Origin of the sequence: uncultured Nostoc sp., assembly GCF_964245445.1 — a bacterium.
Lineage (GTDB): Bacteria > Cyanobacteriota > Cyanobacteriia > Cyanobacteriales > Nostocaceae > Nostoc.
This window is the reverse complement of the sequence record NZ_CAXTNE010000043.1, coordinates 1-13,509: the sequence shown is the minus strand read 5'-3', so window position 1 is coordinate 13,509 and position 13,509 is coordinate 1. Positions and strand designations below refer to the sequence as shown.

Below are 13,509 nucleotides of genomic sequence, written 5' to 3'. Positions count from 1 at the left end.
TATGAATCAACCATCTTCTGCTTATAAGCTGATCACATCTTATAATCAGAATGTTCGTGTTAGGCTTTATACTCCCGCTCATCAGGGAATTGCTCAAAATAGCGAACGACTAGGTGAAGAGATATATAAATATGATGTACCCTTTTTGACTCGCCCTCGCACTCACAGCGTAGAAAAACATTTTTCTCAATTATATGGCACTAAACATACTTTTTGGCTGACTGGGGGAGGGACTCAAGGAGTATTAACTGCTTGTGCTTTACTGAATACTCAATATCGAAGAGTGGCCATTGCCCTGAACAGTCATATTTCAGTAATTAACGGAATCATCTTGGCCGGGTTAGAGCCATATTTTATTCCTTCTCAGTATTTGATGCCTACTGCTGAAGAAGTTATTTTAGCCTTAGAAACCAGTGGCGTATCAGCTCTATTACTCACTTATCCGAGTTATGAAGGAATAACTATCGATCTTGCTGAGATAACCGATCATTGCCGCAAGTACGATATTGCTTTAGTAGTCGATGAAGCCCACGGTAGTCATTTTCCTTTTCTTGATAGTCGGTGGCAATCAGCAATCGCTTTTAATGCAGATATAGTAATTCATAGTCTGCATAAATATACTGGGAGTTTGGTACAGACTGCTTTATTTCATTTACCAACTGATTCTCGGTTTACTATCGAGCAAGTTATGGGGATAATGCCTTTATTTGAAACTACTACTCGCAGTAATCTGTTAATACTGAGTATTGAAGATGCGATTAAGAAGGGGCATTCAAAAGAAGGTAAAGCTTTATTTTGGCGAGCTATTCAGAAATGCGATCACCTACGTGGCCAATTAGATCGTTATGACAAGGTTTTAACTTATGACCCGCAAGTTAACGATCCTCTGAAATTATGTTTAAAGAGCGAGCACGCTTCTGGGGAGGAAATAGGCGAACTGTTGTACGAGGGGGGGGTGGATTACGAATACGCTAATGAGAAAGGGGTATTGTTGATTTTTTCTTTTCAACATACAGAAGTTGATTTTGACTATGTATGGCAGGTTCTCCAGCAAATTTATCACATTCTCTTGCAGAAACCAGTGCGGATTAAGGGAGAAAAGAGTTTATCAACTCGTACTCCAATTATGAGAGTCTTGCCAAAAGAGGCATTTTTTGCACAACGGGAGAAGCTGCCACTAGCACAAGCTAAAGGTCGGATTAGCTGCACTTGCTTCAAGAAGGTGCCTCCGGGAATTCCTATTTTAATACCGGGGGAAGAAATAACTGACTGGCACCAAAAAAATATAGCCTCTGATATATTTATTGACGTTATTGAGCGTGTCGAAAGTTTTTTAATAGCACCTCTGGAGGAAAAACATGGCGAATTTAGCTCCTGAACAAGTTGCATTGCTTCCAACCCCAGAAGAAATAGAGCAGTATAGGCAAAAAGGATGGTACGTAACCAAGCCAATATTCTCAGAGTATGAAATCGAGCAAGCTTTGTTAGATATCAAACGTTATTACCGAGGAGAACGAGATGCCGATCTACCGGAAAAGGTTAAACCCCATTTGTTAGATTGGAAAAAAGATAGCCTTCGAGTTGATACCTACATAACCCACTATAATCATCAAGTTCGTCAATTAATGAAGAATCCCTTAGTGGGTGCCTGTGCTGCTCTTTTGATAGGCAGCGATGAAATTCGACTATTTAATAGTGTTCTCATCTACAAGTCATCTAAAGGTCGGGCTTGTCAAGATAATACGTCCATTGGTTGGCATGCAGACACAGCCTATTTTAAAACCTGCACGTCTGAAAAAATGTTAACTGTTTGGATTCCGCTTCAAGATAGTGATGAAACTATGGGAACACCTAGCTTTCTTGAAGGAAGCCACTTAAGCCAAGACGATACACATCTCAATGCTTTGAGACAGGAAAAAAATTTTATTTCTGATAATTTTACTGTATTCGAGAAACAACTTCTGGCTGACAATCAGTTGAAAATAGTACATACTCGCCTTCAGAGGTGTCAGTGTTGCTTTTTCGATTCCAAGGTGTTTCATTACACCGGACAAAATGTATCTGAACGTCCACGCCTCGCTGTTACTCTCTTTCTCCAAGACAAAGCTAATCGTTATCGTAAAGTTTATGATGAACAAAATAACCTGATCTACCACACGAACGACATACTCTGCCGTCGGTTAAGTGATGGTAATCCAGATTACACAGATCCCACTTTTTGTCCAATACTCTGGCCTATTTAGATTGACAATTCACACTTCGCGTATTGTGCAACGCCAAATATGCTGTATATTTAGCCAACAAAACTCGTTTTCTAACGTTTTTGTTGAAGTTATAGAGGGTTCATTAAAGATGACAGAAGAACAAGTGAGAGAGACTGAAAATGAAAGACCCTGGCTGTCTTGGATCTGCGATAGCAAAACCACAGAAGAGTTAAGGAGTAAGTACAATAATTGGGCGAATACCTACGATACAGATGTAAAAGAACATTGGTATTTTATGCCTATTAACACAGCACTAATCTTGGCTAACTTGCTTCTTAAGAAAGATGCCGCAATTTTAGATGCGGGTGCAGGAACGGGGTTGGTAGGTGAGGCTCTTGCACAACTGGGATACACCAATATTACGGCTGCTGACCTTTCTGAGGAAATGCTAATGGTTGCCCAGAAAAAGCAGGTTTACAAAGCTTTGCACCAGTGCAACCTGGAAAATCCTCAAGCTTTTAGCAAGAACGAGATTTTTGATGCCATTATATCCGTGGGTGTGTTCGCCTATGCACACGCTGGAGTTCGTGTCTTGCAAAACCTGTTCCGTCATTTGAAAACGGGAGGGTATTTTATTTTGACAGTACGGGGAAAATACCGGGATGAAATGCAAAAGGCGTTTGAGTCCCTACCGTGGAACCTCATAAGCCAGGAGCAGTTTAATGTCTATGACAGCCAAGTCATCTATGTTCTGGTATTTAGGAAGCAGTAAACATGAGTACACAGATGGATAGCCGAAGCGTTTTACAATTAGCCGAGTCTCAGCAAGAACCCTTATGCTTCAACCGATTCGTCAAAATCTCTGACCGAGAAGATAAATGTGATATTCCTAGATCTGCTTGGAGGCCTCTAACTGAGAATTACAATTTACAGACCTGGAAAGGAATACATCTGGACAAAAGTCCCATCGAAATTGCCTTGTACCCCATGCTACTCTATGAGCTTCAACCGAAAACAATTATTGAACTGGGTGCGCTCAAAGGCGGAAGTGCAATTTGGCTAGCTGATCAGTTGGATTTATTTAGTATAGAAGGCTGCGTTTACTCAGTGGATATTGATCTTTCCCTGCTTAATAATAATGCAAGAACTGACTCTAGAGTTGAATTTTTAGAAGGAAATTGTAACAACATCAGTGCTGTTTTGCCTCCAGAACTGCTGGCAACCTTGGCACATCCTTGGCTAGTCATAGAAGATACTCATGTCAATTTAGTTGGAGTTCTTGAATATTTCCATTGTAACGGTTTACAGAGTGGAGATTACTTGATTGTCGAAGACACCAACAAAGTGATGTGGGAAGAGTGGGCAGATTGGGATGACAAAGAATTACTGGCACGAGTAGGGCGTAAACTTGATGAGTTGAGAACCTGGTTGACAAATCATCAAAATGAATACTTAGTTGATACCTACTATCAAGATATGTACGGCTACAATGGCTCGAAAAATTGGAATTCTATTCTGAAGAGAATCTAGGGTGTGTCATCAAATAGGTGTCAATCTAATTTAGAATTGATAGCCGAGCGCGAGTAGATTAATGAAGAGAAGTGCGAAAATGACGCGCCGCTATGCCTTTCAGCACGACCAATTGTTAGATAACAATTCTATGCTTGAATTTCAAGGGATTTCATTCATCGTCACTAAAGGACTTCCAAAGAATATTTTAGGAGCCTTACTTTTCAAGTAAGGGACTAAATCGCCGATACGGTTCTATTCGCAAACGAGATGCCTGTTTGTTAGTGACTTTAATCTTACCAACGCAACTCCTTATTGTCCGTGTTTTCCCAGTTATAGTTCATGTCTTTTCTCCGACAAAAAAAAGGCTATTTTAGGGCTAACATATTCCAAAACCTGTTCGCGTACAGATGTTTCGATGCCCTCGAATGCTTCAATTTTTTCGGGTGGGGTGTTTTTATAAAGGATTTTGGCTATCTCTTTGATGTGGACTTCTAAAAGTTTTTTATCTTCTGGGTTCATAATTCTTTACTGACTTAAAAAACTAAAGTGGAGATGGTATTTTCTTTCTGCTGCTCTGTCACACCCAAATATCGCTCCAGGGCTGCAAGAGAGCAATGACCACTGATTGATTGAATGTGGCGTAAGGGTACTCCTGCATCACTCATCCACGTTAACGCTGTCCGCCGAAAGCTGTGGAAAGATATTCCCTTTTCATCCAAATCGACCCGCCGCAGGGCCTCACGTAATATGGGGCAGATATAGCGTAGATCCCATTGGCGAAATATTACTTAACATTAGTAACCTAGTTTTTGCAACACAACCGTGGTGTCTAACGTCTTTTGTAAGGCACATTCAGTAAATCAACCGCCCGTTTCTTCGCTGCTTCTCCCCGCCGATCATACTTACTTGTCGTACTTGGCGACGCATGACCTGCAAGTTTCGCTATCGTAACGATATCTGCCCCCGCATCTAATAGATTACCAATAAAAGTTCTTCTAAAATCATGAGGTGTAAACGCATCCACATCAGCTTTTTCGCCACGTCGTTGCAATGCCCGTAACACTCCCTGCTCACTCATCCGCCTGGGAATAATTTTATTTGCTTTATTTAAAGGATAAAAAAGTGGCCCATGTGCTTTACCCCGAATCAACAACCAATCAGTAACAGCTTGCACACCCGCTTCAGGTAAATACACAATTCGTTCCTTCCGCCCCTTAGCTTCCCGTATTGTTAATGACCGACTACGCAGCTTAAAATCGCTTAAATCAAGAAATGTTACCTCACTGCGGCGCAACCCTACCGTCAAAACTGCCAGCAGTGCCGCATCCCTTCTCCCCAATGTTGAGTCATCTTGAATGCAATCATCCCAAAGTGCAGAAATTTCTTCAGCATCGATTTCTCGCCCTTTCAGCAAACTCTTGCCCCGCACAGACTCAATATCAGCCGCTCGTCCATACTCATCTGTGGACATCAACCCCAACCGCCATGCTTCCTTGAGCGTCCGCCGTAATGCACATAGCATTTTGTTCGCCATTGCCGGACTATATTTTTCCATCAGCACTGACCTAACTGCGGCTGTGTGCTGGTAACGCAACTTTGACCAGTCCAAAGTGCTTGCATCACAACTGCCATTAGTCAGCAGTTGGGCGATCGCATTTAACGCCTCGCGCATCGTCCGCCGAGAACCTTCACCAAGACTGTTAAGGTAAACTTCAGCCGGGTGCATTGTTAGCGGTACTGGTTCGGTTAACGCCAGCGACTCTGGATTAAAATTGTTAGCGATCGCGTGGGTGTTCACGGCAAGTTTAATGAGGCTTTAGAATAAATCCTCCCTCAAATGTGGCTGACTGTATAGCTCCCAGCCGTTATGTGGTGCGAGAACGACATTTCTCTTCACCCATTTGCTGTGTAAAGCTTGCTACGTCAACACTCTTCTGGTCTGATGTAGCAACGCTTTTAACCCATCCACTTGAGTAACTGCCATTTAGAGCCAATTGACCCAGACACAACAACGCCCACTCCAAACCGTATACAATTCTGCTTCATGCAGAGTACCCACTTGTAATGAGTATTTGAGTATTTACTCAAATGAGGTTTTACTCAATCTTTGGGGACTGGAGTATTTAGATATGCCTCTAGTGCTTTGATCACAATGTTGGTGATGCTGCTGCCCTTGCCTTCCTCTATGGCCCGTATCTTAACTTTGTTGTGTAAACTGACTGGGATTTCTGCATTCAAGCGAGTAGTTTCTTCCTTACTTGCTTCTTCAATCGCCAAGTTTTTCTGCTCATGGTCGCGTCGTGTTTTCTTTGCTTTAAGCACCATGCTTGAGTACCTCCAGCACTTCCTTTTTGAGTGCATTAATTTCTCTGGCCGCATCGCTGCTGGGGTCACTGAAAACAGTTAATCCCTCTGCTGCCGTTGTTGGGTAAACTACCCGTTGAGTCGTGCCTGCCTTAAGCACAGGTAAACCATAATCTGAGAGTGCTTGATTAATCTCTCCACTGAGCTTGGTATTTTTAATTGCTCTGCTAATGACAAAAGCTGCTTTTGGTTTCCCGTTGGTGACTTCTCGACGTGCGGCGATTATGTCAACCAGATCGGCACACGCCCAAATATCGTAGGGGCTAGGCTGTACGGGGATGAGAACCAAGTCAGCAGCCTTGACCGCAGCTGCACTGAGTTTGGCAATTTGCGGCGCACCGTCGATTACAATCCAGTCGTACCCTTGCGAGATAGCTTGCAAGTCCTTAGCTAGTGTTTCCCGGTCTAGTCCAACAACCGGGATGATGTTCCCCCCGCTTGCTTCGTTCCAATCCCTAGCACTGCCTTGCGGATCTGAATCTATCAGTAACACTGTGTAATTATCTCGCTTCAGTGCATGAGCAAGATTAGTAGCAATGGTTGTTTTACCTGAGCCTCCCTTTTGGTTCAGAATGGCTATAACTGTTGGCATTTAAAGGCTCCAATGTTTTGAGTAAACACTCATTTGAGTAAATACTCAAACAATCAAAGCATTAATTCTGGGTAATGGCAAGTTAAAAATAAAACAAAATCCCGAATCACTAGAAGCGAGTTTTAGTTGATGAGATAGACTCTAGTATTTTGAGTAAAAGCTCATTTGAGTAAATACTCAAAATTATCTAGTAGAAAGCTTGTGACAGACTAAGCGGGCTATGCTTAATGAGAGCGAAAAATGGCTACTGTCAATGACCTAAATGAATCCTATTCCTGAATTTCCCGTTATTTTTGTTACCAAAGCCAATTATGAGCTTTCCAGTAACGAAGCGATGGGCAGCAAATATAAATTTTGGTTTACTGATGAACAACTTGGTCGCTGCCTATATAAACAAGCGCGACAAAATTTAGGAGAAGATTGGGCAGAGAAAGTAGCATCAGAGTTGTCTGAGCTTCTAGAATTACCCCACGCCACTTATCATCTAGCAGAATGGGAAGATAATCGGGGTGTAGTTTCACCCAACTTTTTACCACCAGGAGGGACACTTGTTCATGGCAATGAAATTCTCACGCCAGTTGTGCCAAATTATCCTACTTCTGCCACCTACGGCGTATCACAACATACAATAGGTATTGTTCTGCAAGTAATAGAAGCAGATCATGTGGGCTTGCCAATAGCTTGGACACCACCGAGCGGTATCCAAAAAGCAGTAGAAGTGTTTGTTGGCTACCTCCTGTTAGATGCTTGGATTGGCAACGGCGATCGCCACCATGAAAACTGGGGCTTTGTCCGCAATAAGACGGTATCTACTACAGCAGAAACGGTACACTTAGCACCAACCTATGACCACGCCTCATCTTTAGGACGTGACCTCCCTGATGAACAGAGGCAGAAGCGCTCAATAGAGGCTTATGCAAATAAATGTTATTCTGCTTTTTATGGCAGTGTTGAAGACAAAAAGCCCCTGAAAACAATTGAAGTATTTCACCGAGTTGGTCAACTTTATCCCCAAGCAGCCCATATATGGCTGGAGCGTCTTGAACGGATCTCCAGGGCGAATACGCTAGAAATTTTTAGTCGAATTAATAGAGAGCGCATCTCAACTATTGCGGTTGAGTTTGCACAGAAGATTCTTGAATTCAACCAAAACAAGCTGCTTAATTTAAGAGAATCACTCCAGTGAATACACAAAAAACACTATTTTTAGCTTGGCAAGACCCTAACAGCCGCTCTTGGTTTCCCATTGGTAGGTTAACATTTGACGATGCAGGATATAAGTTTGTCTACACTCAGGGTGTAAAAGAGGCACAACAGATGTGCAGTTTTTCACCTTTATCTTCATTTCCTCACTTAGAAAAAGTATATACATCAACTCACTTATTTCCAGTCTTCTCTAATCGGTTGATGTCCCGTTCCCGTCCTGATTACGCCAATTTTCTGCAATGGCTGAATATTTCAGATCATGAAGATTCACCACTGGCAATTTTAGCCCGTAGTGGTGGACAACGGGAAACAGACAGTCTCGCCGTCTTCCCGCGCCCAGAGGCAGATGCAGCAGGGCAGTATCAGTTACACTTTTTCGCCCACGGGCTGAGACATCTGCCTGAATCGGCAATTGAGCGGATTAATCACTTGGAGCCAGAAGAGAAGTTATGGTTAGCTCACGAATTTCAAAACCCTCATGATTCCCAGGCATTAACTCTCCATACTGAGAATCACTATATCGTAGGTTATTGCCCACGGTACTTACGGAGTGAAGTTTTTGAGCTTCTTTTGAAAGAGCCTAGTTCAGTAGACCTGCGTGTAGAGCGTGTAAATTTACCGCCCACACCGTTACAGTTCCGTCTATTGTGTAGGATAACTACTTCATGCAATCAGGACTTTCGCCCCTTTTCTGGTGAAGAGTATCAGCCACTCATCAAGGAAGATGTTGCTACAGCATCCCTGATTTCTCCTCCTTAAATCATTTTCCTAGCACCGCCTCAAGCATCATAATTTCTCAGTAAGACTATGTAACTATCTTGTTTCAAGGTACGAGCAACATCTGTAGCAATGAGTGTTATCTCTAAGCTTCTGTTTTGAAGCAAAACAGCGATAAATCCTGGCATATAAAGACTTTAGCATTTTGAGTAAACACTCATTTGAGTATTTACTCAAATAATCACAAGATTAATTCTAGATAAGGGCAAGTCAAAAATAAAACAAAGTATAGGGGCGTGAGCAGGTAGAGAAATAACAAATAACAGGTGGTTTTCGCCTGCGGTGCGCCAAAAGCGATCGCTGCTAAGGCAGTGCGCTTGTTCTGCTACCACCAACTACAAAGTAGATAACACCCGCTCCCTGTCACAGTTTAAGCGATAGTAAGTTACTTTGGTAAGCTGCTTTAGTTTACTAATAATCTACAAGTAGATTAAAGCAAGTGACTTATTTAAATAATTATCTGACTGTACCTTAATTTATCTGCTACTGTAATTTACTTAATTACGTATAGCTCAAAACTGCTTGCCTTATTCAATCTAGGTCAAACACTAACTACGGTTTAGACGTTTAGAGTCAGACACTTTTAAAAATTAGTATATTACTTTAATTTTCTTAACTTAATGCAGTAAGCTGCCAAAGTCAAAAAGTAAATTACTATTAACACACTAGTATATTACTTTCATTTATTTTAAATTTAACGTAACTGACTTTAAATTACCAATATAGAACAAGCCGTGTATGGCAACTAAAGACTGGTTAGACAATCACGCTAAAGTGACAGCATACCTTGATTTCAGCCTCTACGCTAGTTTAGAGAAGTGGATGAAAACACACAAAATAAAAAAAGCGTCTCAAGCTCTCACAATTATACTTGAGCATTATTTAGAGGGCAATATTCCAATTGAAGTGATGCCAGAGAACCTCGAAATTGAGGTAAAACAGCTTAAGGTGAAAGCCACCGAAATCGATGGTCTAGAGGCAACCGTAGCCGAGCAGCAAAGGGAATTTAATGATGAGATTAACTCGCTCAGAACAGAAATCGATGGACTACGGCAAGCTCTTATTAATGCGGGATTATCATCTCTCAGAGAGAAGGTTGAGGACATACCCAGAGGCAAAATCAAATTCTCATATTCTGATCATGATGCTAAACAGGGGCTAACCAAGACTGACCTGTGTGAACGGATAAACATCAACGGCAGTCAAATAAACCAATGGGCAACGATGCTTAACCTAGACCCTGATGAATACCTGTTTGAATTGACTGGGTGGAAGAAACCCCTTCAGGCTCGGCGATATTTCCCCGTGTTGGAGAATGACCAAAAGCAAGCTGCTCCCAACTAGCCAGTAGTCCAGAGCGCTAACCCAAGCGGATTAATCATCAAAATCAATTGGCTGACCGTTAAAATGCTTGTGAATGCTTTCGGGAGTCAGCCAACCAGGAATTGTAACCTTTTTATCTACTTCTGCATCACCTTGGGAATTGTTTAAACCGTTAATTGTTGCAACTTTTAAAGGTGTCTTACCATCGGCGGTTTTGCGGTCAATTTGAATAGTTCCTCTGCTTCTACCTTTAGCAGTTCCATCACTTCCACCAACGGCGGTATTAGTGAAGAAATGGGCAATACAGACTAATCTTTCTTCAGCTTTTCTAGGGTCACTAAGAGATGCTTTAACAAACTTTTTGGCAGGTTCTTTTGTGATGTCAGACTCAGAATAGTTAGTGAATTCATCAACTAGTAACTGTTGCGGTTGCTTGGATGGTTGATTATTGATTCTATCTAACCAGCGCTCACGGGCATCATCAAAAGCAAGTCCAATCTCTTCTTCTGCTTGCGCTATCAACTGAGGGCTTAAATATTTCCATGCGTTTCTGAGATTTTCCCCGGCGTGCGCGTCTATCAGCTGATACAAGGGCATATCAAACAGATATTCTCTGAGCATCACAATCGACGCTGCTAGAGTTGATTTACCGCTTCCCGCTTCTCCTAGCACCCAAACGGGCTTTTGATTGTCGATAATTTTCCAAAGCCAGCCCGATTCATGATTCTTGAGCGCTTCGATTAAATCAGTGATGAGGCGCTGGTCAGTCAAAGGATGATTGTCATTTGCGATCGCGCTCTTGGTTTTACCCTCAATCTTGCCGCGTTCTTGCTCCGCTTTCGCCCTGTCTCGAAGATTCTCAGCAATGGTTTTATCCATCACAGAATGATTAACAGCACGGGCTTTCATAAAGTCCTCTAGCTGAATCCGAGCCTTGGCGCGTTCGTTTTCGGAATCTGTCAAGCCCAGCGCAAAACGTTCTTCTGTGTCCAGTCCTGACAGCCCATCTTTCAGGCGTTCAGTATAAAGCTGGGTCGAATGCTGTTTAATTTCACGTTTGTACTTATTTTGCTGCCAAGTTGCATAGTCGCCAGTCTTTTCGAGTTCGCCCAGTTCATAATCCGTGCGCTTGAGGCGTTGCGAACGCACAAGCAAGCAACCCACGACACCCCATAGCCCAATAACTGCAATTCCATATCCTAGCAACTGATTAGGGTTATCTGTAGGCAAATCACGCACCCATTGAATAGCATCGCCCTTGTAGGGAATGATGCTGCCATACAATCCGTAGCGCTGCCATTCTTCAGTCAGGACAAAACGCGGCATCTGGCAAAAACGCTTATCCAAATCTATTTGACTGTGTACGCCGTTTGCTGACCTTGGGCAGAACTGAATCTGTGTCAGGTCGTAAGGCTGACGTGTTTGCGATGTTGCCAGCCCAATGATTGCGGCTATGCCACACACACCAGCCAGCGCTAACTCGAAAACACCTTGTTTCATTCCCGCCCCTTAAAAATAATTGCAATAGAGCCAATGAATAAAGCCAACGCGACTGCAATACTTAGCCAAGGGTCTGATTGCGGATTCTGTTTTTCAATGGTTTGGATGTCTTGGCTAATCTGGGACACTGTTTCTTTAGTCAAATTCTCAAAATATTGATAGTCTTTGACTGCTAACCAAGTTGTGATACCTGCAAACACCAACCCCCCAGCAGTTTTGAAAACGTTTTGCATATTATCTACCTCTAATCCGTCAGTGTTGTAATTAACTCTCAAGCCCGTTAGCCCAGCGAGAGAGCCAACGCTGCACACAGAAAACGAGAGCGAAATTGCCAACCAGAGATTAACGCCACCGCCAGTTATTAAGAGATATTTAGCGATAAAGAATCCCGTAGAATTTAGCGACCAGCCGACAAAGAATCTGGTCAGTTTTTCAGTTGTATTGATAATATCTTTGCGGTGCTGCTTGCGTGACTCCAGGTGTTCTATTAAGTCTTTTGGTAACGGCGTATCTGGGGCGATTTCGCTTACTACTGACTCTTGTTCGTCCTCAATGTCGTATGTCATATCTGTATCAGATTATTTCTCGAACCCGTCAGCGCTCGGCTAAAGTTACTGACGGGTTTAGTTATCAAAAACCTATTAGGGCATCCTTGATTTTTTGTACAATCGATCGCCCTGCATATTGTTTTTTCGGCTTGAAGTCATCACGAGCGTTATCACCCCTAACTAAGTAATACTTGCCCAGTTCTCTATCATGTTGCAGGTCAATTGTTTGTTGTCTAATATCTGTCTGTAATTCTGTCTGCAACATTTTATATTCGCCATCAACTTGCATCATGTGTTTATCCACCCATGCCTTCAGTAATAGATGGTCTGTTGATTGTTGATGGCGTAGCGCTTCTTTCTCCTTGGATGAAGCGAAATCAAGCTTCATCTCTTCTAGGATATTAGCTAGATGAGTATCAGCTAAAATCGCTGACTGTACTGCTCTTTCAATCTGATCGCCGCTAACACCAGCTTGTTTGTAGATGTCGCCCAGGACTACGTTTAAGTCCTCAGTCCCTTTGATGGCAGCTAACATTTGCTCTCTAACCTGTGGGGCAAATTCACTAATCTTCGCCCCGTCATTACCCATTTGTCCTATCAGCTTGAGGGCGGATTTATCGCCTGTTAGCGCTCTGACCACTAAGTTAGTAGAGGCATTGAATTTAGTTTTTAATTGGCGTTCTAGGTGGCGTGATTTGGAAGTTACCAGATTCCTTAGCTTCATTGAATTTTTCACAGCGATATTCCTTCTCTGAGGTAAATATTTGGTTGCAGTGATACTCCATTCGCCTTACGTATTGCTCAATAGCTGACTTCCGTTTGAGATATTGCTGATAGTTTGATTGTTCTAGTATTGGCAGATACAAGCAGCTATACAAGGGTAAAATCACAGCAGCGAGTGCAGTTAAACTAACAGCAATTCTTGAGAAGTAGCTCATTCTCACCCACCGAATCCCCAAGCACTCAAGCAGCGTCAATTCATTACTATTGAGCCGCGTTAAGCCTTGCGAGGATTGAGAATTGGGTGCTTTTAATGTTTTGGCGGATGACTCCCATATCCGCTTTGATGTCTCCTGAGAAGTTGTTAACCTTTTGGTTCAATCTAGAAGCTCTGTTGGTTACGTGTTCTCGCAAGTCTTGGGCGTTAGTCTCAAATGATTGCTCAATGACATCAAATTTCTGATCAACGTAGTTCTTGATTGCAGCCGTTACAGTACTGATGAATTGGCTGTAGTCGGTAAAAGTGTCGTCAACCTCGGAAGCGATACTTAATGTTTCTTGTTCAGTTAACTCAAACCCCAGCGCGGATGATTGGGCTGTTACAATCTGACGCAAGTCATCGCTGGTTACAGTGATGCTGTTAATCTCTTGGGAAGCGACCGTAAGCTGACTGTTATCAAGTTCAACTTCAGGCTGTGCATCTTCTAACCCTACTAGAAACGTTTCTTCAACGGGTTCATCAACTACAGATAATTGGCTTGTC

16 protein-coding genes and 1 pseudogene are annotated in these 13,509 nt (G+C 42.6%); 7 read left to right on the top strand and 10 right to left on the bottom strand.

What is annotated here, in order from left to right:
* Position 1: 1 nt before the first annotated feature.
* From ACFE90_RS10365 to ACFE90_RS10350, 4 genes are all read left to right on the top strand, one after another.
* Positions 2 to 1,378 carry an aminotransferase class I/II-fold pyridoxal phosphate-dependent enzyme gene (locus ACFE90_RS10365; protein WP_375500139.1) on the top strand — a complete coding sequence of 459 codons (1,377 nt, stop codon included), beginning with the start codon at positions 2 to 4 and terminating at the stop codon, positions 1,376 to 1,378.
* The gene (locus tag ACFE90_RS10360; protein WP_375500137.1) at positions 1,359 to 2,243 is read left to right on the top strand and encodes a phytanoyl-CoA dioxygenase family protein; all 885 of its coding nucleotides are present in this window, start codon (positions 1,359 to 1,361) and stop codon (positions 2,241 to 2,243) included. Before ACFE90_RS10365 ends, ACFE90_RS10360 begins: the two co-directional genes overlap by 20 nt.
* A gap of 109 nt (positions 2,244 to 2,352) precedes the next feature.
* A complete protein-coding gene (locus ACFE90_RS10355; RefSeq protein ID WP_375500135.1) occupies positions 2,353 to 2,976 on the top strand; it encodes a class I SAM-dependent DNA methyltransferase in 624 nt (207 codons plus the stop codon).
* A 2-nt stretch (positions 2,977 to 2,978) separates the two neighbouring features.
* Positions 2,979 to 3,734 (top strand): CmcI family methyltransferase, encoded by a 756-nt coding sequence (locus tag ACFE90_RS10350; protein WP_375500133.1) that lies wholly within the window; start codon positions 2,979 to 2,981, stop codon positions 3,732 to 3,734.
* Between the two features lie 199 nt (positions 3,735 to 3,933).
* Here the strand turns inward: ACFE90_RS10350 and ACFE90_RS10345 are convergent.
* The 5 genes and pseudogenes from ACFE90_RS10345 to parA form a co-directional block, all read right to left on the bottom strand.
* Positions 3,934 to 4,235 (bottom strand): annotated as a pseudogene (locus ACFE90_RS10345) (ISKra4 family transposase); the annotation flags it as partial.
* Between the two features lie 14 nt (positions 4,236 to 4,249).
* On the bottom strand, positions 4,250 to 4,465 hold the full coding sequence (locus ACFE90_RS10340) for a tyrosine-type recombinase/integrase (RefSeq protein WP_375500185.1): 216 nt from the start codon (positions 4,463 to 4,465) through the stop codon (positions 4,250 to 4,252).
* An 80-nt stretch (positions 4,466 to 4,545) separates the two neighbouring features.
* On the bottom strand, positions 4,546 to 5,514 hold the full coding sequence (locus ACFE90_RS10335; RefSeq protein ID WP_375500131.1) for a tyrosine-type recombinase/integrase: 969 nt from the start codon (positions 5,512 to 5,514) through the stop codon (positions 4,546 to 4,548).
* A 302-nt stretch (positions 5,515 to 5,816) separates the two neighbouring features.
* Positions 5,817 to 6,041: a hypothetical protein gene (locus ACFE90_RS10330; protein ID WP_375500129.1), complete on the bottom strand. Its 225-nt coding sequence runs from the start codon at positions 6,039 to 6,041 to the stop codon at positions 5,817 to 5,819.
* On the bottom strand, positions 6,031 to 6,672 hold the full coding sequence (parA, locus tag ACFE90_RS10325; RefSeq protein WP_375500127.1) for a ParA family partition ATPase: 642 nt from the start codon (positions 6,670 to 6,672) through the stop codon (positions 6,031 to 6,033). The genes ACFE90_RS10330 and parA overlap by 11 nt, the downstream gene beginning before the upstream one ends.
* 262 nt (positions 6,673 to 6,934) lie before the next feature.
* Here parA and ACFE90_RS10320 point away from each other — a divergent pair, with 262 nt between their 5' ends.
* The 3 genes from ACFE90_RS10320 to ACFE90_RS10310 all read left to right on the top strand — a co-directional run bounded on the left by ACFE90_RS10320 (position 6,935) and on the right by ACFE90_RS10310 (position 9,999).
* Positions 6,935 to 7,858 carry a HipA-like protein gene (locus ACFE90_RS10320; protein WP_190964568.1) on the top strand — a complete coding sequence of 308 codons (924 nt, stop codon included), beginning with the start codon at positions 6,935 to 6,937 and terminating at the stop codon, positions 7,856 to 7,858.
* Complete coding sequence (locus ACFE90_RS10315) at positions 7,855 to 8,637, top strand: HIRAN domain-containing protein (RefSeq protein WP_375500125.1); 783 nt, start codon at positions 7,855 to 7,857, stop codon at positions 8,635 to 8,637. Before ACFE90_RS10320 ends, ACFE90_RS10315 begins: the two co-directional genes overlap by 4 nt.
* Before the next feature lie 756 nt (positions 8,638 to 9,393).
* A complete protein-coding gene (locus ACFE90_RS10310) occupies positions 9,394 to 9,999 on the top strand; it encodes a hypothetical protein (protein WP_375500123.1) in 606 nt (201 codons plus the stop codon).
* Between the two features lie 30 nt (positions 10,000 to 10,029).
* Here ACFE90_RS10310 and ACFE90_RS10305 read toward each other — a convergent pair whose 3' ends face one another.
* The 5 genes from ACFE90_RS10305 to ACFE90_RS10285 form a co-directional block, all read right to left on the bottom strand.
* Positions 10,030 to 11,478 carry a hypothetical protein gene (locus ACFE90_RS10305; protein WP_375500121.1) on the bottom strand — a complete coding sequence of 483 codons (1,449 nt, stop codon included), beginning with the start codon at positions 11,476 to 11,478 and terminating at the stop codon, positions 10,030 to 10,032.
* Entirely contained in the window at positions 11,475 to 12,044 is a 570-nt protein-coding gene (locus ACFE90_RS10300; RefSeq protein ID WP_375500119.1) for a hypothetical protein, read from the bottom strand. Before ACFE90_RS10300 ends, ACFE90_RS10305 begins: the two co-directional genes overlap by 4 nt.
* Positions 12,045 to 12,108: 64 nt before the next feature.
* Positions 12,109 to 12,750, bottom strand: coding sequence for a hypothetical protein (locus ACFE90_RS10295; protein ID WP_375500117.1), 642 nt, complete (start codon positions 12,748 to 12,750; stop codon positions 12,109 to 12,111).
* On the bottom strand, positions 12,689 to 12,964 hold the full coding sequence (locus ACFE90_RS10290; protein WP_375500115.1) for a hypothetical protein: 276 nt from the start codon (positions 12,962 to 12,964) through the stop codon (positions 12,689 to 12,691). Before ACFE90_RS10290 ends, ACFE90_RS10295 begins: the two co-directional genes overlap by 62 nt.
* Positions 12,965 to 13,010: 46 nt before the next feature.
* On the bottom strand, positions 13,011 to 13,509 hold a 499-nt coding region (locus ACFE90_RS10285; RefSeq protein ID WP_375500113.1), incomplete at its 5' end, for a hypothetical protein.